Consider the following 18,019-nt stretch of genomic DNA (forward strand, 5'->3'; position numbering starts at 1 on the left):
CTCCTTTACTTTACAGCTGCTATGCGGCCGACCCCAACATAGGCAAACCCGGCCTCCCGCATCCTGGCCGGCTCGTACACATTGCGCAGGTCGATGAACAACGGCTGGGCCATGGCTTCCTGCAAGCGCTGCAGATCCAAAGCCCGATACTGGTTCCACTCGGTCATCAGGACCAGGGCGTCGGCGCCGGCGGCGGCGGCGTAGGGGTCGTCGACATATTCACACTCCGGCATGATGCCGGCGGCCTCCCGCATTCCCTGGGGATCATGCACCTGCAGTCTCGCCCCTCTTTCCAGCAGGGCCGGCAGGATGGTAAGGGCCGGGGCCTCGCGCATGTCGTCGGTCTCCGGCTTGAAGGTCAGCCCCAGCACGCCGATAGTTTTACCCGCTTCGCTGCCCCCCAGGGCATCGCGGATCTTTTTGATCATCCGCCCCTTCTGGGCCGCGTTCACTTCCACCGCCGCCTCCACCAGGCGGGTGGAACTGCCGTGCTCCTGGGCGATGCGCAGCAGGGCCAGGGTGTCTTTGGGGAAGCATGAACCGCCGTAGCCGGGGCCGGGGTGGAGGAACTTGCCGCCGATACGGCCGTCCAGTCCCACCGCCTTGGCCAGCGAAATGACGTCGGCCCCCACCGCCTCGCAAAGGTTGGCTATTTCGTTGATGAAGCTGATCTTGATGGCCAGAAAGGCGTTGGCGGCATATTTGATCAACTCGGCGGTTTCCAGGGTGGTCACCACAATGGGGGTGGCGTTAAGGTAAAGGGGGTTGTAGATCTCCCGCATCACCTCGGCGGCCCGCTCGCTTTCGCTGCCGATCACCACCCGGTCCGGTCGCATGAAGTCGTTGATTGCCGCCCCCTCCCGCAGAAATTCGGGGTTGGAAACCACATCGAAGTCCGCCTGCGGGTTGGTCTCGACCATCAGCCGTTGCACCTGACGACCGGTGCCCACCGGCACCGTGCTCTTGTCGATGATCACCGTGTAGTCGGCGCCAAGGTTACCGGCAATTTCGCTCGCCGCCTGGTAAATATAGGTCAGGTCGGCATAGCCGTTGCCTCGCCGCTGGCTGGGGGTGCCCACGGCGATAAACACCGCCTGGGCACCGGCCATGGCCTCGGCCAGGTCGGTGGTGAACGAAAGGCGCCCTTCGCGCACATTCTTGGCCACCAGATCATCCAGGCCGGGCTCGTAAATGGGAATGCCGCCCTGGCACAAGCGCTCGATGCGCTCTTCCGCCTTGTCCATGCAGACCACCCGATGGCCGAATTCGGCCAGGCAGGCACCGCTGACCAAGCCCACGTAGCCGGTCCCTACTACCGCTATATTCATCTTTTCTCCTTAGTTTACAAATGACTGGAAACCGGCTTTAAAACCGCCCCCGCAATGTTTAATCTGTACTGCGGCAACCACGGCCAAGTCGGCAAGCGCCTCAGGTCGGATCATAGCCCGCGGGGTTTCGGGACTGCCAGCGCCAGGCGTCGGTGACCATATCGGCCAGGGTGCGCTCGGCTCGCCAATTGAGTTCGTGCTGCGCCTTGGCTGAGTCGGCGAAGCAGACGGCCAGATCGCCGGGCCGGCGGGGCAGGATCTCGCAGGGAATAGCCGCACCGCTGGCCTTTTCAAAGGCCTGCGCCATCTCCAGCACGCTGTAGCCGCGACCGGTGCCCAGATTCCAGACCTTGCAACCGCTGAAACGCGCAAGCGCCTGCAGGGCCTGGACATGCCCCCGAGCCAGGTCCACCACATGAATGTAGTCCCGCACGCCGGTACCGTCCGGGGTGGGGTAGTCGTTGCCGAAAACCCCCAGCCGTTGGCGCCGCCCAACCGCTACCTGGGCGATACAGGGCATCAGGTTGTTCGGCTCGCCCCGCGGATCTTCACCGATCAGGCCGCTTTCGTGCGCCCCCACCGGGTTGAAATAACGCAGCAAAGCGATGCGCCAGCGTTCATCGGCCGCCGCCACATCCTGCAGAAGCTGCTCGATCATCCACTTGGAGCGGCCATAAGGGTTGGTCAGCCCTACCCCAGTGTCCATCTCCTCTTTGAGCGGCGAGGCGTTGGCCGTGCCGTAGACCGTGGCCGAGGAACTGAACACCAGCACGAACACCCCCGCCTCCACCATGGCCCGGCAGAGGTTCAAAGTGCCGGCGACATTGTTTTCGTAGTAGTCCAAAGGCAGTCGTACACTCTCCCCCACGGCTTTAAGACCGGCAAAGTGGATCACGGCATCGGGTTTGTGCTGCGCAAATACGGCGTGCAAGGCCGCCTGGTCCCGCATGTCGCCCTTAAACAGCGCGACCGGTTGCCCCGTCAACTGCTCAATGCGGCGCAAGGCCTCGGGCGAACTGTTGACCAGGTTATCGAACACTACCACCCGGTAGCCGGCTTCAAGCAGAGCAAGCGCTGTATGGCTGCCGATGTAGCCCGCACCCCCGGTAAGCAGCAGTGTTTTCATAAAATTGCCTCCCAACCTAAACCCCAAACCCGACGGGGTCGGTCTATTTGATTTTGATCCGCTCGGCGGGTTTTTGCGAGCTTATCATCCTTGGCTTTTTCAACGGGCGGTTAAACCGCTACCACGTCAATCCTGAGGAGTGTACTCGGGGATGATCTTTTTCAGTTCGGCCTTGATGCCGGCGGCGTCGTGCTGACCGGCCAGTTTCTTCAGGTTGTCCAGCGAGCTGCGCAACTCAGCCAAGCTGTAGCCCTGGCCGCGCAGCACCATGATCTTCTCGTGCTCAGTACTGACGATCCCCTCTCCCTCGGTGATCAACTCCTCGTGCATTTTCTCGCCGGAACGCAACCCTATGTATTTGATCTCGATCTCGCTATCCGGCTCTTTGCCACAAAGCCGGATCAAATCCCGGGCCATCTGGCCGATTCGTACCGGGGTGCCCATCTCCAGGATAAAGATCTCACCGCCCTCGCCCATGGTGGTGGCCTGCAAGATCAACTGGCTGGCCTCCTCAATGGACATGAAGTAGCGGGTCATGTCCGGATCGGTCACGGTCACCGGCCCGCCCAGTTCAATCTGCCGTTTGAACAAAGGGATCACCGACCCCGAGGAGCCCAGCACATTGCCGAAACGCACCGCCATGAAGCGGGTCCGGCAAGCCGGCCGGCCTTCGTCGGCCGCCAAGCCATCGTTATGTAGCCGGCAGCATCCCTGCAACATCATCTCGGCCAGCCTTTTGGTGGCCCCCATCACATTGGTGGGGCGTACCGCCTTGTCGGTAGAAACCAGAACAAAACGCTCCACCCCGTGCTCCACCGCCACTTCCATCAGCCGCTTGGAGGCAAAAACATTGTTATAAATCCCTTCCCAGGGGTTATGCTCCACCAGCGGCACATGCTTGTAGGCGGCGGCGTGAAAGACCACTTGGGGCCGATGCTCGGCAAAAACGTGCCGCAGTAGCTCCCGATCCTGGACCTTGCCCAACACCACAGCATATTCGGCAAAACCCTTTTCGTGCAGGATCTCCATTTCAATGCGGTAAAGATTGGCCTCATCGGCGTCGAACATCACCAACCTGGCCGGCTTGAAACGGACAATCTGGCGGCATAGATCGGAACCGATGGAACCGCCGGCGCCGGTTACCAGCACCGTACGCCCCCGCAGTACCTCTTCGATGCGCTCCTGCTCCAGCCGCACCGGCGGCCGGCCCAGCAGATCTTTGTAGGAAACGTCACGGATGGTTTTAATGGAAACCTTGTCGCTGATCAACTCCCCCAAACCGGGCAGGGTTTTAAAGGGCAGCTTGGTCTCCCGGCAAAGCTGCACCGCTCTCTCCATCTGCTCCCGGCTGGCCGAAGGCATGGCAATCAAAATTTCCTCGGCCTTTACATGCCCGGCATAAAATGGCAGCCGGGCGGTGGGGCCGTAAACGGGGATGGCGTGAATCCAGCGGCCTATCTTATCGGTGTTGTCATCCAGGAATCCTACTACGCGATAGGGTAAGTCCTGGTTGTCCATGACCTCCCTGACAATCTTTTCCGCTGCGTCCCCCGCCCCAACCAACAGCAACCGCTTACGCCGACGAGATTTATTACCAGGCCTGGTAAGATCACGCCACCGCGGCAAACCCTGGTAGAAAAGGCGCAGGCTAAAGCGCAGACCGGCAATAAACAGAAAGGCCAGGATGGTGTCCAGCACGAACACCGAACGGGAAAAACCATCGAAACGGGTGGCCAGCAGGATGGCTCCCATGATCATCAGACCGGTGACGAAATTGGCCCGCAAAATATTAAGCAGGTCGGTAACCCCGGTGTAGCGCCACATCCCCCGGTAAAGCCCGAAGAAGGCAAAGATGCCGATTTTTGCCGGCACCAGCCAGGGCAACACCGCCCGGATATTGGCCCACTCCCGCTCGCCCAGCACAAAATCAAAGCGGATGCCGTAAGCCAGCAAATGGGCGGCCACCAACATCAAAATATCCGCCCCCAGGATAAGCCAGAAATTCAGCCTTCGCATAAAAATATATCCTCAAAACGGCTGCCCGCTTAAAAGCGCCGGCAACTGTCGGCAAAACATCACTAAACGGCAAACTCCCCCACCAGCCTGCAAATTTACCGGAAATAATTGGTTAAAACAAGTTGAATCAGGGGAATCAGGGGTCAAGTCTTGACATGACAGCTTGCTGGTGCCAACACAGCCTCTCTTTCACCCAACGCCTTTTCAGCCGCCGGATATTCTGACTGACCGCTGAGTAGTGAATGTTACCGAAGAGGACCCCGATCTCCCGCAAGGTCAGCCCGGCTTCCTGTTGGCACAGCCACATGGCAAAGGGACGCGCCTCGGCGGCGCCGGTATTGCCGCGGGCCAGGATATGTTCCACCTCCAGATCGAACCAGGCGGCCACGGCACGTAACAGCGCCTCGGGTTGTTGCAAGGGGCGGGTCTGGCGGCGAGGAACCTCTGGCACGCGGCGGCCACCACCCAACACGCGCTCTCGAAAGGCTTCCCGGCCCAAAATCGGTTCCTGGCGTTCCCGGGCATGGAAAATATCTACCACATCCTCCTCGCCGGACTCCACGAACGCCTGGTATCTCGCCGGAAAATCATGGGAACCGATGCAATTGCGAATATCGTCAAGAACCAGCCAAGGTGGCGGCTCACAGTGCCCGGTGTAAACAGGATAGCTGGACCACGGCCAATCGCCCAAAGCCATCACCAAGGGAGCCTCCCCCGCCACGGGATTACGGTGAATATAGCGCGAAAGAGCCAAGAGATAGGCATCCGCTTCCGCCAGGATAGCCTTGTAACGGCCTCGAAAAAGGGAACCGTCGGTATTGACCAGCCGATTGTGACGCTGGGTGTAAAGACCATCGATATGACGCATTATGCGCGAAAGATTACCCAGAGGAGTACGGACCAGCAGATGATAGTGATTGGGCATAAGGCAGTAGGCATGGACTTCAAGCTGAAAACGCTCCACTGCTTCGTCCATGGTGTCAAGAAAAGCCCGGTAAGCCGCATCTGCCGGAAAGGTAACGCAACGTCCACGGCCCCGGTTCATTACATGATACCAGGCGCCTTCATATTCAATACGAAGTGGGCGAGCCATAACAACACTCTACTGCGACAACAACTGTCATGTCAAGACTTGACCCCAGTCCTGGCCAAAATGACCAGCGGGGTCCAGGCCAGGATGATTCCTGCCAGGCCGTCCAGGTGGCCCAGTACTACCAGGGCCGCCAGGGGTAGGAGCCAGATCAGGTTGATGGCGGCTACCGTCAGGGAAATTGGGATGTGGGAGCCGTGGTGGCGGGCGGCGTGTTGGTAGGCGTGGCTGCGGTGGGCCTCGTAGACCCGTTCGCGGCGTAGCAGGCGGCGTAGTAGGGTTAGGGTGGCGTCCACCACGAAGACCCCCAGCAGAATTCCCCAGCCCCAGAACAGTTCCGGGGCCAGCCAGCCGGCCTGCAGCGACAGCAGACCCAGCAGCAGGCCGACAAAGCCGCTGCCGGCATCACCCATGAAGATTCTGGCCCGGGGGAAATTCCAGAGCAGAAAACCTGCCGTCGCCGCCGCCAGCAAGAGCGCCGGTTGGGCCAGGGAGAGATAAGCGGACCAGTCAGCGCCGAAAAACAACCAGCCCAGCAACACCCCGCCGCCGCATACCGTTATCGCCTCGATCCCGGCGATCCCGTCGATACCGTCCATGAAGTTGTAAAGGTTGAGCAGCCAGACCAGATAAAGCACCGCCAAACCTTGGCCCAGCCAGCTTAGATCGACCACCTGGCCCGCCAGCAGCAAAGGGGGAAAACCACCCAGCCAGACCAGCCCCCAGATCGCCGCCGCGAAATGGACCAGCAAACGCCAGCGGGCCGCCACATGGCCCTGATCATCCAGCCAGCCCACCAGGGCCACCAGCCCCCCGGCCCCGGCCAGGGCCGCCAGCACCGTTGCGGCCATGCCCCCCTGCCACCACAACAGCGGCAACCCAACCAGCACCACCAACACAATGGCCACCCCGCCGCCCCGGGGCGTGGGCAGCTCGTGGGAACTGCGGGCATTGGGCACATCCAGCAGATTACGGGCCAGGGCAAAACGCCGCAGCCAGCCGGTAAACAAAAATGCCGCGATAAACGCGGCCGCGGTCAGCAGAATATTAAAAAGAGCCGTGGTCATATTCAGGCCCCATGCTCGTGCAGGGTTTTTCGCAGGGCTTCCGTTCTGCTTATCGGAGGCGACCAGCCGAGCAGCCGGCGGGTTTGGCTGATGTCCACCTGCAGAGTGCCGCATAGGCGTTCCACTTCGGCGCTTTTACCCAGCAGTCGGCCGGCCAAACGCAACAAGGCCGGGGGCACAGGCAGCAGGCGGGGCCGGCGACCCGTGGCCCAAGCGATTTCCCTGATTAACTGCGGGGTGGAAACATCATCGTCATCGCTGACCAGCAAGGTTTGCCCGGCCGCTGCCGGGGCCTCCAGGCAGTGCGCCAGCAGATCAACCAGGTTGTCCCGGGCCACCAGGCTGCGCAAGTTGTTCACCGCTCCCAGCGGCAAGGGAATGCCGCGGCGCACCAAGGCCACCAGGCGGGCGAAATTGCCGGGCGCACCGGGGCCGTAAACCAGCGGCGGCCGCACGATTACCGTCTCGAAACCGGCAAACTCCGCCGCCACCCGGCACACCGCCTGCTCCCCCAACCATTTGGAACGGGCATAAGGCCCTACCGGCGCGGGCGGGCTATCGGCGGTAAAGGGGCGCGCTCCGCTGCTGTTGCCCAGCACCCCAATCGAACTGACATAAACCAGCCGCCGCACCCCGGCCCGGGCCGCCTGGCGGGCCAGGTTTTCCGTGCCGGCGGCGTTAACCGCCATGAAGGCCGCCTCCGGGTCGCCACCTTTTCCCTGCCGCCCATGGGCCAGCCCGGCCAAATGGACCACCGTTTTCACCTCCTGCAAAGCCGCACTCCAATCGGTGGCCGGGCCGATGTCGCCCACCGCCACCCCGCGGCCATCATCGGCTCGACGGCGCAATTCGCGCAATAAACGGCCATCGGCCTGCAGGCGGGCCACCAAAGCTCGGCCGATAAACCCGTCGGCGCCGGTAACAGCCAGCATCAATCGGCCTCCGCCACCAGAAATTCGGGCAACTCTTTGGTAATCAAAGCCATGGCTTGACGCATCCCGCTTTTTTTCCAAATGCCGATATTACAAGCCGATTCAGCCACCACAAAAGGCCCCGGCCCCCAGTCGCCGGCCATACCCGCCACCGCCAGAAAACTCTCCACCTCGGCCGTCAACTCGCTACGCAAGCCGCCCCGATCCATCACAAAGTCTTCAAAAGAAAAAAGCCGAAACCGGCGATTAGCACCGGCACAACGCCCCATCACCGCCTGGGCCTGCCGGTGCCGCCGCCGGTAATCCCGGATAAACCGGCGCACATTCCAGGACCAGGTGGAGCGGCTGTAGCGCACCAAGTCGGCAAACTGATCCCGGGGGTCGCGCCGCACCAGCAGTATCAGTTGCCGTGGAAAGATTTCCCGGTGCAACAGGGCTAGATATTCCGGTTCCCGCCCGGACAGGGCATTGTCGAAAATCGGCAGTCGACCGTCCTCGGCCCGCCAACGGTCGTAAAACAGGGCGATCAGGCGCGAGGCTGCAAGCTGCACCCGTGGCTCGGCGGCAAGGTCATCCCCACCGCCTTTCACCTCGCGCAAACAGGCCGCATAATCGCCCAGCCGGCGCAGGTATTCCGCGTCACCACGATAATTACGGCGCAACTGCCGGCTCAAATCGGCATCATACCAACGCACCCGATCAGCCGTCAGAACCAGCGCCGCTGCCATAAAAACCAGATCCGCCCACCGGGCCAGGGTTCGCCCGGCCCGCCCTTTACCGGCCAGCCAGGGGCCAAACACGTCGCCCCAGAGCCGGCGTTCCGGGCACATCGCCAGCCGCGCCAAACGCTCACCATGCCACCTTTTGCCTTCCGCCAACTGCAGCAAACCCATCACCCCGTAGTTGATGGCAAAAATCTCGCCGTCACCGGGCAGCACCGCGCCCCGGTGCGAACGCAGCCAGTCCACCACGGCGCCCGAGCCGCTCCAGCGAAAACCGGAAACAAAAAGGGCCGAGCGTTCTCCGCTCGACCCCGCTTCATCAAACATTGCCACCTTCTTCCAAGCGCCTCCGCAACTGCCCGGGCGGCTCATGGCGAATCGCCCCGTCATCGGCCCAGTAATACCATTCCCGCACCGGCTGCCGCCACTCTCCGTAACGGTAAGCCAGGTATTCCTCCAACCGGGCGGGCACGGGGTAAGCCCGACCCGCAAACTGCATCTCCCCAAACGGCAGCACCAGCTGCTCCGGCACCGCCCAAGTCAGAGGTACATACACCTCCCGCCAGGGCCAGGTTTCCGCCAGCCACCCCTTGTCCAGCCGCAAATAAAAAAACCGCAAAATCCGGCTCACCAGCGAACGCCGCCGGGGCACCGGCACCAGGCGGGCCTCCGATCGGCCATACATTTCCCGCTCCAGCCGGCGGCACAGCCAGCGCCCTACCAGGGAGCGCCGCCCCCGATAAACATCCGGCGCCGGCGGCGGCACATAAAGTTGGGTTTGCGGCGCCCACAACCAGCCCCCCGCCCGGTGAAAAACATGCACCGAGACGGTCAGGCGGCAACCCGCATCATCCCCCACCGGCTCCAGACCGACACAGAAAACCTGACCCCGGTAGCGCAGCACCAGGCTCCGATAACCCAACTGTTCCAGCTCCGGCAACACCGCCAGCAGGGTATCCAGCCCGGCGGCCTCCACCCCCAGGTCGATGTCCCTGTCCTGGTGGTTAAGCCGCCCGTCGCGCACCAACGCCAGCAGCACGCCACTGTCCAGCCAGAAGGGAACACCCAACTCACGCAAGCGTTCGCAAACGGTATGCAGCCCCGCAGGGTCGTGATCATGGTTCAAGCCTGCTCCGCCTTTGCAAAATCGATAACTTCCTCCGGCGGAGCCGGCCTGATGCAGCCGTCATCGGTCCAATAACACCAATCCCGCACCGGTTTACGCCAGTCATAATAACGCAGTTGAAGATAAGTTTCGACCTCTGAAGGTACCGAGACTTCCATGCCTGCGATGTTTTTCGTATCCAGAGTCTCAAAATGCCGAGCCGGCACCACCCAGGTATACATGGCGTACAAAACCGAAAAAGGCCATACGGAACACCAGTGTTCCCGGTCAAAACGGTTACGAACCACCACAAATCCCCCCCACAAAGGAAGGCAAACCCCCCAACGCCATATCCGTTGTAACAAAGGAACTTTGTTTGTCTTGCGCTGCCGCGCCTCATCTCTCAGGTACAAAATCTGGCGACGCAGAGCAGGCCATGGTGCAAAACCAACCGTAGCCTTCTCTCCGCGCCCAACGGGAGAAAAAAGAACTGTTTGCGGCGACCAGGCCAGGTCACCATGGCGGAAATAGACATGGACATGAATTGGCCTCATCTCATTCCCATTAATATTTCTGATAGTACAACCGTACAGCAGACCACGGTATCGTCGCACAGACACCTTGTAACCACTGCGCTTTATTTCGGGCAGCACTTCCAGCAGCCGTTCCATATCCACATCCCAGATTCCCAAGTCTATATCCGAATCCCAGGCAATCTCGGCGCCATCCCGAACAAGCCCCAAGAGGGAACCGCTGTCCAACCAGTAGCTAATACTGTACTTGTTAAGCAGCTCGACACCGGCCAAAATGCCCGGCGCTGCAGTTTGCATCTTCATGTATCAGCTGCCAAACTCTGCCCCAAAAGCGGGCTTGCAAGAATTTGCCCCATCATACGCAGGGCAGCCTTATACTCCTGCCTGATTATATGAAACTCCAAATAACAACAGTTAGCCGCCAAACGAATATCATCAGCGCTCAAAGAATCCGGCACATCGCTGCGCACTTCTTTTAAACGCGGGAGAAATTTCACCAAATCATCCTCCGCACGGATATCCAACCGCCCCGCCCCTAAAGGTTCCAGGCTCCAGCGCCCCCAGGTCATTACCGCCACTTCATCATCGTTTACATAAACAGTATTACCCGCCGTCAGGTCCGGGTTGTAAATATACAAAGGCATAATCTGCAGGCGAGCCTGCAACGTCGGCAATGACTCTTTAAACAACTGCAGAGTTCTCTCTTCCTGGGCACTATCTACTCCCACAAAAACCCGGCCGATCTTTTCATCGTTAAGTCTCTGATACAACAGGGGGCGGGAAGCATTGTAATCTTTAACCAAGCTTTTTGGCGGCATGCAGGTCCATAAATTTTTCAGCAAGCGCACGCGCCAGGTCGGCCACTCACCCACGGCTACGGTTTCTCCTTTGCCGTAAGAGTAAACCATGCACTCGAAATCACCACAGGTAAAACGCGTCAATGCTTCCGGTGCCTTAAGCATTGAGCGCGTAGCGTGTCGAAAAAGAAACTCCTCGTTTTCCAGACGTTGTATATCTCGTGCCGAAAAAATTTGTTGATAAAAACAAGCATTGTTCTCTCCGTCGGCATTGCTGACGGCTATAAACAAAGTACCCACGGGCTGCATGGCAGAATCGGCCCAGCAAACATCAACTTTTACACCATTTTCCAACAGATTGGCGGCAAGCAACGCGTCCGTGGTCGATCGTTGCCGATTATGCTTGTTAAACATATCACGCAAAGCGATATTACGACGCAGTTCCGGACGGCTCTCCAACTGATGTTCACGAAACACCAAGGCGTTGACCTTAAGCTTGTCCTTACCCAGGCGCACAGCGCTATTAGCCGCGTCTGCCAAAGCACCCAGGGCCTGGCGCAAGAAAATGACACTTATAATGGCAATCAGAATATTGCCCCCCACCCCTCGCAAAAAAGGAATGAGGATTACCACAAAAGCAGTAAGGAAATTGACAGAAGCAAGGATTTTTAAAAAGTTTTTAAGATTTCCCTGCACATATGCCCTTAATTTCCCGGGATTAAGCTTGTCCTCGCCGGACACCGCCCACCAGGTAAGAAAGTACTGAGAGACAACCAGAAGTGTCATAACAAAAAACAACCACGTGTTCAGAAAAGCCAACAACAAAAAGCCCAATGAAACAAACAACAGATCTACGCTGATCAGGCAGAATCCCACATAATAATCTTTGGCGGTAACACTTTGGTTACGGAGCACCGCCATGGCGTTGGCATCCCGAATAATATCAACGCTGGCGCGGGCAGACATTCGATCGGTCCACGCATCCAGAACCAAGGTAAGCCCGTAACAAACAAAGGCGCCACCGGCCAGGCCGATGATCCAGGCCATTTTTTCGGCCGGATCGATAAATGGAAAATAGCGAGGAACCCCGGACGAACCGGCAAGCAGAATAACTTTTAACGGCAAGAAGAAAGCCAGCAGGGAGGTAATCCGCGATATTACCGAAGCAATAATAAACAATACGGTAACACCCGGCCGCACTCGCAAAAATACGCTCATCACCTGAGCGTACCAGTGCAAAAAATTTTCGGTTTCACGCAGCAAATTCATTGAAAAGGGTTTGCTCCCGTCATCTGGTCAACGCCTGGCATTCCGCCCTGGAGCGTTCGATGTGCTCAACCAACTGGTTCCATTCAGTGCCGAGGCCGGCAGAACGATAAATTCCAATATTCTTTCGGGAAACTTCGGGGGAAAATCCACCGTCAAGCGTTTCCGGTTCAATATCCAAAACATCTAATATCCCAGCCCGGCATTTCGGCTCACAGACAAATTCTTCAAAAGCAATGTCGTGCCAACTGCTACAGCTTGCCACCACCCGTTTTTTCTGCCTGGCATACAGTTTGATGCGCCTCGTCAGTTGCCTTTCCCACTTTTGGCGATCTAAAACACTACCAGGGAAAGCGGCTCTTTTGGAGAGAAAGGAGTCCCGCGGGTCACGCCAGGAAACAAAAACGACCGGCTGCCGAAAAAGTTCCACTGCCTCAATGTTCTCCGCAGTCAGGCAGTTGCTCAGCAAGGCGTAACGGGCCGACGGCGCGGTTATTTCTAAAATTCCCTGGGAAAAATCACGGAAGGCCTCAATGGCCCCCCGGGATGAACGCTCCTTGCTGACAATGGCCGGAACCAGCCCTGCCGCCAAACGGACAAGTTTGCCACGTCTGGCTCCTGCTATTCTTCCCCAGAGATTCTGCCTGCCTTCACTGGCAAACCCCTGAAAGCTGCCGCCAAAACAATATCTGGTCAGAAACTCGGCCAGGGCCTCTCTTGCCTGAGCTGGCCGGTGGCGGCGTGAAACCAGCCGATAAAGCTGGTTCAAACCATCTTTCCCGGTCCACAAACGAAACTCCGAGCCGGCAAAAGGATCGCCTACCCCCTTTGCGTTGCGCAGGAAATCAAACACCGCCCCGGAACCGCTCCAGCCAAACCCGGACAGAACGATGGCCGTAGGACCATCGACTGCGTGTAACGTCTTGCTCGCTTTGCTTGGCACCGGTTTTTCGGCCCCCCAGATTGCAGCATAAACACCCGCAATCTGCGCAGCATATTTATTGCCGGAAGGCAACCCGGACCAGCCGGCCTCCACCGCCCGTCTTCCGGCCTCCACCTTGCCGCGGCGCATCAGGTGCAGGCCGTCACGCACAATCCGCCAACACAACCATTCCGAGTGGCGGTTTTCAACAGAGCCGGGTAACGACTGAACTAGTTGCAGGGCCTGGTCTTCCCTACCATTCCGCCAGTACAGTGCCGCTACTTTATGGACCGCCTCACGGCAGTAACGGCTGGTGGACTCATCCGCCGCCAGTTGAGTAAATATCTCTTCCGCCTTACGCCTTCTGTTCGCGGCCATTGCCGCCATCGCACAATTATACTGCGCCTTCTTAGAGCCGGGCCGCAGCAGCGTAATCATCTCCCATAACTTGACGATTTCCTGGCGGTGCTGATCAGCATAATGACTCTCATACTCGAATTTTACCGCCTCCAGCTCATTGGCAGCCCGTTCCAGCACGGCGGCCACTCTGGCCGGAGGCCGAAGTAGTGCCTGAATGGGAGCAGGCAGGCTTGCATCAACCTTCATGGCCCGCAGGGTGTTAAAAACACGAATTCGACGCTTAACGGCAGCAACTGCCCGCGTAAAATACTCGGTAACTCGCTGAAAAACGGCTATCATGATTTTTCCCAAGCAGCCTTAAAGGGAAACATTTTATCCAGCATCTCGCGCAAAGCCTTTTCCTGCCACGACCAATCCAGATCATCATCGGCTTCCGTATCATTCAAGCAAAAAACGTCAAAGCGGCCTCTGGCTACGCGAGAGATATTTTTAACCAGGTTCTGGTCGGCAATGTCCACGTAGGCATAACGCACAGTACCCCGCACCACACAACCTTTAAGCAGCCCAAAGGCCATATGCATACTGGTTACCGGGGCAATGTCTTCACGGCTGCGAAAACGGCGCCCTCGCACGGCCCTGAATTCATCGGCATACTTAGCTTCCAGTTCTTCCATGAGTGATTTGCGCAATGGAATGGGAGTATGTTTCGTTTTGTAACGAATGGTGCGCTGGAAGCCCTGGCAGGTCAGGCGGGAAGCATTAAGCGCCCCCCACTCGGAAGCGCGGTCCGACGCCTCCGGCAAACAAATGGGAACCATGGCGGTGCTCAAGAATGTCCGGGCGATCCCGTTGGCTTCAAAAAACTGGGTGGGCCAAACAGGACGCCCAAAAAATACATCGTCGTTCATGTATAAAAAATGCTCAGAAAGCCCGGGGACCCGGTGCAGGACAGACTCTATCGCATGACTGTTAAAGGTCGGCAAAGCCGCATCGGCTGGGAACAACTCCCGATGATCAACAATTTTCAGCCGCGTATACTGGTAGTTACCCAACCAAGACGGCATTTGCCGGTCGGTAACCAGGTAAATGTTACGCACCCAGGGCGCGTAATAGTAAAGCGACCGCAACGAGTACAACAATTCATCACGGTTCTGGTAGCGGGAACGGTTGTTGGCACGAAGATCAACTTCCTCGGCCCCCCTCCCCTCAGCCTCCAGCTTTCGCGCCAACCAGGCTGGGTCATCGCCGTCAACCCAAGTATACACGACATCAATGGGAAAAGTTATTTCATCCACACCAGGATGCGACCAAAGAGGGTGCGCAGACTCATCTTCAAGTGGTAAAAGCTGCCGGGAAAGAACCGGCAGAGTGTCTTTGTTGCCGGTCGCCTGCAGCGTTTCAGCACACTCCGAAGGTGTGTAGAAGTATACCCGCGTGGCGGCATGCCAGCCATAAGGGCTGGCATCGGCACCCGGCAAGTAAACACGGCCGGCCATAAACGAGGTTATCTCGGCCAAATCGTCTCGGCGCAGAAACTGCTTCAGTTCGGATGGTTTACGTAAAGGGGCGGCTTCCGACTTGGCCGCAAAAAATGCCCGGGCGTGCATTTTTTGGTTAACAACCCGGCCGACAAACTCTTTTACTTCGGCCTCACCACCTTCGACCAGCGCCCATATTTCCCCAAAATGACAGGCTTCATGGGTGCACAAAATCTTAATACCCGCGTCTTGAAGCAACGCTTCCACCTCGCGCAGGTTACGGGTTCTGATCTGGTCGGGATCAACTTCTTCTCCCCTGACTTGCTTGAATGTAGGGCGAAACTGCTTCAGGAGAAAAAAATACAAACGGGGAGATAAAGCGCGAATCTTGCTAACGAGGTATTTTTTCAAAAAAGTCATTGTCCACCAGTTGACCCGAAATCGGTGATATTATCCGGGACTAAAAGCATCGTCAAGCTCCGTCAAAAGCACAGAGACCATTACCAGTTATTACTTTTACCCTGTTTCCCAGTTTTCTTCAGCCAAATCTACAACCGATACCTGGTCTGGGCAATCACTTAACATTGCGGCTCTGACCTCGGAATTAACCGGACACCAAACGGCGGTTCGTCCGAAATAGGCCAACAACTGCTCGTTACCGCGTTTAATGTTGTACCCTGCCATTGTTGCCGGCTTAACCGACGACGGACACCCGGTTACCACCACCTTTACGCTGTTGGCTTTTACTGCCGGAACATAATGCTGCTGTTCATCAAGAACGTTTGCGTCTATGACCACGACCGTTTCGCAAGACAAGTTTTCGCCATAGGCCAGAAACTGCACCACATCGCCATCCAGCAGCGCTATAATTTCCGGGCTGAACGGCGACTTGGCGTTTGCTTCGTAGCTGTACAACTGGAGCAACCCGACGCGCTTTCCCCGTCGACGCTGATTTTCGATCTCTTGTATCTGGCGATGCAGTTCCGTACCAATCGCCCTGAAATCTGACGCGACAATCACATCAAAGTAACGCACACCGGCCTGAGCCAACTTGTATTTTTTCAGTAACGGCTCCGGCACCGGAAAAGGCCGCGATGCCGACATAAAAGGATAATAAAGATTTTCCGCTTGGCTATGGTGACTAATCTGCAAATTAAAATACAACCTGCGAGCACCGAAAAGAAAACCATCCGCCCCAAAAGAACTACTGATATGGGTCAGGGAGTCTAGATGGTGCCGCTGTAAACAAATTGGGCCGGTTTCAATGGTCGCCACGGCGTCATCACCAAAAACCATTCTGGCCCGGCGGATATACTCGTGATCGGCGCTGAAACGGACACCATCGTAATAACCAAGCGCCGCAAAGACCGGCTCCCGGCGAAACATGAACGAAGGAAAGTTACGTGTAACCATGCGCCCATGGTTGCCCCGGCGGCAACATTTCAACTCCGGGGTAACCCGCACCTGCATGCCGATGTTGGCCATCACCTGGGGGTTGGCCTGCAGGTGTGCCACCTGGCGGGCAATGGCCTGGGGGTGGGACCAGTCGTCGGCGTCGTGGAAGGTTATCAGCTCGCCGGTGGCCTGCTGCAGGGCCAGGTTACGGGCCACATAGGGGCCGGCATTTACCTTTGCCGGCAGCACCTGCACCCGGGAATCCCGACGGGCAAATTCCTCCACCCTGGCCACGGTGTCGTCGGTACTGGCATCGTCCACCACCAGCACCTCCAGGTTGCTCCAGGTCTGGGCAAGCACCGAGTGCAGGGCGGTAGCGATAAACCCGGCCGCGTTATAGACCGGCATGATCACCGTAACTTTGGGGCCCACAGAGTTCTCCGCCGCCGTCCCGGCCGCGTCTTCGCCCTTCAGCCGGTCGAACGGCGGCAGATCCGGCGCCACCGCCAGGCTTATGGCCGACAGATCGTGCAACCGCAGGGCCTTGTTGACCCATTTAAGCCGATCTTCGACAACCGGCTCCAGGTTGGCCAGGGCCAGAAAAAGATCCGCGTGCTCGCCCTGCTCAGCCACGGCCTCCTGCAAAACCTGCCGACCACGCTCCGGCTCTTGCAGCAGCTCGTGGCATTCGGCCGCCAGTACCGCGGCCTGGCGCAACAGTATAACGCTTTCGGTGTTCTCCCGCAGCAACTGCAGCAGGGGCAGACAGTTGCGGGCCCCGGCCGGAGTGCGTTGATTGGCATACCAGCGGGCCAGCTCCCGCGCCGCCAGGGCCGTCATCCCCGGTTCCCGGTTTTCCGCCAGCAACCCGACAAGATCACGCACCGCCCGCCGGTGAAACCCCAGCTCAAACAGCTTGATGCGCAACTGCCCAATCTGACGGCTGATCCGTTTCGGGATTTTCCCTTTTTTCACCAGCGGTGCCTTGGGACCCCCGCGTATCGTGGGATCTACCAGGGGCCGCAGTTCGGCCCAGGCATCATGTTCCAAAAGCAAGCGCCGCAGGCCCGGCCGCTCTGCTATCACCGCCCCCGACCGACGGCGCGTTGAGCCGATCAACTCTTTAAGCCTTTGCGGGGCGGCAGAATCGGCGTCCGCCACCACCGTGCCCCCATGACAGTCGCGCAAAGCGGCATCGGCCACCGTAACCCCGTCCAACTCCTGCGCCAATACACGGGCAATACTGCTCCACTCCCGCCCCAGCAAATCCCGGCAGGGCGGCCACCCCGAAGGCCCTGGCAGGCCGCTTTCCGTACAGGTCATTGGCTCATTGCCCGGCTCTTCGGATGCTGCCGGCTCCAAATCGACCAGCACCAAGGCATCCCAGGCCAGCTTATAAAGCAGTCCCAGCAAAATGTTGGGCATCCGCGCCCCCGCCAGATGCACCACATCGTAGGGATGCGCCGCCACCAGGGTTAAGGCCTGCTGCAGAAACCTCTCCTGCCGTGGCACGATAAAACTGCGCACCGGCAACTTGACGCTGTCCAGTTGTGGAGCCAGGGTTGGGGTCTGGTGCACAAAAGTGCTGCCGACGATCTCGACTTCAGCATGTGGGGAGTATAAGCCGGCCAGAAGGTGCAAGCGGTCAAGATCGCCGCCGGCCAGGTCCCAGCCGCCAATGGCAACCTTAATGTCCCCGGCCCGGTCCCGTTGCCGGCGATAACGGCCACGGGCCACCGCGATGTTGGCGCCGACCAGATGAGGAAAGATAATGGAGGAATCTTTCAGAATCTGCAGATAACGGCCAATGGCCGCGGCATTCTGCCCGTCCCGCAGGGTTACGTTACTTTCTTTCAGGGTCATTCGATGATCTGCCATACAT

Annotated in this window: 13 protein-coding genes; all 13 read right to left on the bottom strand. The window is 58.4% G+C overall.

Annotated elements, in window-relative coordinates:
* Positions 1 to 5: 5 nt before the first annotated feature.
* Positions 6 to 1,328 carry a UDP-glucose dehydrogenase family protein gene (locus P0N66_RS09685; RefSeq protein ID WP_275804819.1) on the bottom strand — a complete coding sequence of 441 codons (1,323 nt, stop codon included), beginning with the start codon at positions 1,326 to 1,328 and terminating at the stop codon, positions 6 to 8.
* Between the two features lie 100 nt (positions 1,329 to 1,428).
* Complete coding sequence (gene galE / locus P0N66_RS09690) at positions 1,429 to 2,454, bottom strand: UDP-glucose 4-epimerase GalE (protein WP_275804821.1); 1,026 nt, start codon at positions 2,452 to 2,454, stop codon at positions 1,429 to 1,431.
* Between the two features lie 126 nt (positions 2,455 to 2,580).
* The gene (locus tag P0N66_RS09695) at positions 2,581 to 4,470 is read right to left on the bottom strand and encodes a polysaccharide biosynthesis protein (RefSeq protein WP_275804823.1); all 1,890 of its coding nucleotides are present in this window, start codon (positions 4,468 to 4,470) and stop codon (positions 2,581 to 2,583) included.
* A 136-nt stretch (positions 4,471 to 4,606) separates the two neighbouring features.
* Positions 4,607 to 5,563: a transposase gene (locus P0N66_RS09700; RefSeq protein ID WP_275804825.1), complete on the bottom strand. Its 957-nt coding sequence runs from the start codon at positions 5,561 to 5,563 to the stop codon at positions 4,607 to 4,609.
* A gap of 32 nt (positions 5,564 to 5,595) precedes the next feature.
* Positions 5,596 to 6,627 (bottom strand): MraY family glycosyltransferase, encoded by a 1,032-nt coding sequence (locus P0N66_RS09705; protein ID WP_275804827.1) that lies wholly within the window; start codon positions 6,625 to 6,627, stop codon positions 5,596 to 5,598.
* A gap of 2 nt (positions 6,628 to 6,629) precedes the next feature.
* On the bottom strand, positions 6,630 to 7,559 hold the full coding sequence (locus P0N66_RS09710) for an NAD-dependent epimerase/dehydratase family protein (protein WP_275804829.1): 930 nt from the start codon (positions 7,557 to 7,559) through the stop codon (positions 6,630 to 6,632).
* On the bottom strand, positions 7,559 to 8,608 hold the full coding sequence (locus P0N66_RS09715; protein WP_275804831.1) for a hypothetical protein: 1,050 nt from the start codon (positions 8,606 to 8,608) through the stop codon (positions 7,559 to 7,561). The genes P0N66_RS09710 and P0N66_RS09715 overlap by 1 nt, the downstream gene beginning before the upstream one ends.
* Positions 8,601 to 9,407: a hypothetical protein gene (locus tag P0N66_RS09720; protein ID WP_275804833.1), complete on the bottom strand. Its 807-nt coding sequence runs from the start codon at positions 9,405 to 9,407 to the stop codon at positions 8,601 to 8,603. The genes P0N66_RS09715 and P0N66_RS09720 overlap by 8 nt, the downstream gene beginning before the upstream one ends.
* The gene (locus P0N66_RS09725; protein WP_275804835.1) at positions 9,404 to 10,222 is read right to left on the bottom strand and encodes a LicD family protein; all 819 of its coding nucleotides are present in this window, start codon (positions 10,220 to 10,222) and stop codon (positions 9,404 to 9,406) included. The genes P0N66_RS09720 and P0N66_RS09725 overlap by 4 nt, the downstream gene beginning before the upstream one ends.
* On the bottom strand, positions 10,219 to 11,985 hold the full coding sequence (locus P0N66_RS09730; RefSeq protein WP_275804838.1) for a hypothetical protein: 1,767 nt from the start codon (positions 11,983 to 11,985) through the stop codon (positions 10,219 to 10,221). The genes P0N66_RS09725 and P0N66_RS09730 overlap by 4 nt, the downstream gene beginning before the upstream one ends.
* 19 nt (positions 11,986 to 12,004) lie before the next feature.
* A complete protein-coding gene (locus P0N66_RS09735) occupies positions 12,005 to 13,510 on the bottom strand; it encodes a hypothetical protein (protein WP_275804839.1) in 1,506 nt (501 codons plus the stop codon).
* 89 nt (positions 13,511 to 13,599) lie between these two features.
* Positions 13,600 to 15,162 carry a stealth family protein gene (locus P0N66_RS09740; RefSeq protein ID WP_275804840.1) on the bottom strand — a complete coding sequence of 521 codons (1,563 nt, stop codon included), beginning with the start codon at positions 15,160 to 15,162 and terminating at the stop codon, positions 13,600 to 13,602.
* Between the two features lie 96 nt (positions 15,163 to 15,258).
* The gene (locus P0N66_RS09745; protein ID WP_275804841.1) at positions 15,259 to 18,015 is read right to left on the bottom strand and encodes a glycosyltransferase family 2 protein; all 2,757 of its coding nucleotides are present in this window, start codon (positions 18,013 to 18,015) and stop codon (positions 15,259 to 15,261) included.
* Positions 18,016 to 18,019: the final 4 nt, after the last annotated feature.

Source organism: Desulfurivibrio dismutans (assembly GCF_029210385.1).
Taxonomy (GTDB): domain Bacteria; phylum Desulfobacterota; class Desulfobulbia; order Desulfobulbales; family Desulfurivibrionaceae; genus Desulfurivibrio; species Desulfurivibrio dismutans.

Excerpts from the sequence above, each read along its gene's own strand:
- P0N66_RS09705 (WP_275804827.1), bottom strand. The coding sequence starts at position 6,627 with ATGACCACGGCTCTTTTTAATATTCTGCTGACCGCGGCCGCGTTTATC.
- P0N66_RS09725 (WP_275804835.1), bottom strand. The coding sequence starts at position 10,222 with ATGAAGATGCAAACTGCAGCGCCGGGCATTTTGGCCGGTGTCGAGCTG.
- galE (WP_275804821.1), bottom strand. The coding sequence starts at position 2,454 with ATGAAAACACTGCTGCTTACCGGGGGTGCGGGCTACATCGGCAGCCAT.
- P0N66_RS09685 (WP_275804819.1), bottom strand. The coding sequence starts at position 1,328 with ATGAATATAGCGGTAGTAGGGACCGGCTACGTGGGCTTGGTCAGCGGT.
- P0N66_RS09710 (WP_275804829.1), bottom strand. The coding sequence starts at position 7,559 with ATGCTGGCTGTTACCGGCGCCGACGGGTTTATCGGCCGAGCTTTGGTG.
- P0N66_RS09740 (WP_275804840.1), bottom strand. The coding sequence starts at position 15,162 with ATGACTTTTTTGAAAAAATACCTCGTTAGCAAGATTCGCGCTTTATCT.
- P0N66_RS09700 (WP_275804825.1), bottom strand. The coding sequence starts at position 5,563 with ATGGCTCGCCCACTTCGTATTGAATATGAAGGCGCCTGGTATCATGTA.
- P0N66_RS09715 (WP_275804831.1), bottom strand. The coding sequence starts at position 8,608 with ATGTTTGATGAAGCGGGGTCGAGCGGAGAACGCTCGGCCCTTTTTGTT.
- P0N66_RS09695 (WP_275804823.1), bottom strand. The coding sequence starts at position 4,470 with ATGCGAAGGCTGAATTTCTGGCTTATCCTGGGGGCGGATATTTTGATG.
- P0N66_RS09745 (WP_275804841.1), bottom strand. The coding sequence starts at position 18,015 with ATGGCAGATCATCGAATGACCCTGAAAGAAAGTAACGTAACCCTGCGG.
- P0N66_RS09730 (WP_275804838.1), bottom strand. The coding sequence starts at position 11,985 with ATGAATTTGCTGCGTGAAACCGAAAATTTTTTGCACTGGTACGCTCAG.
- P0N66_RS09735 (WP_275804839.1), bottom strand. The coding sequence starts at position 13,510 with ATGAAGGTTGATGCAAGCCTGCCTGCTCCCATTCAGGCACTACTTCGG.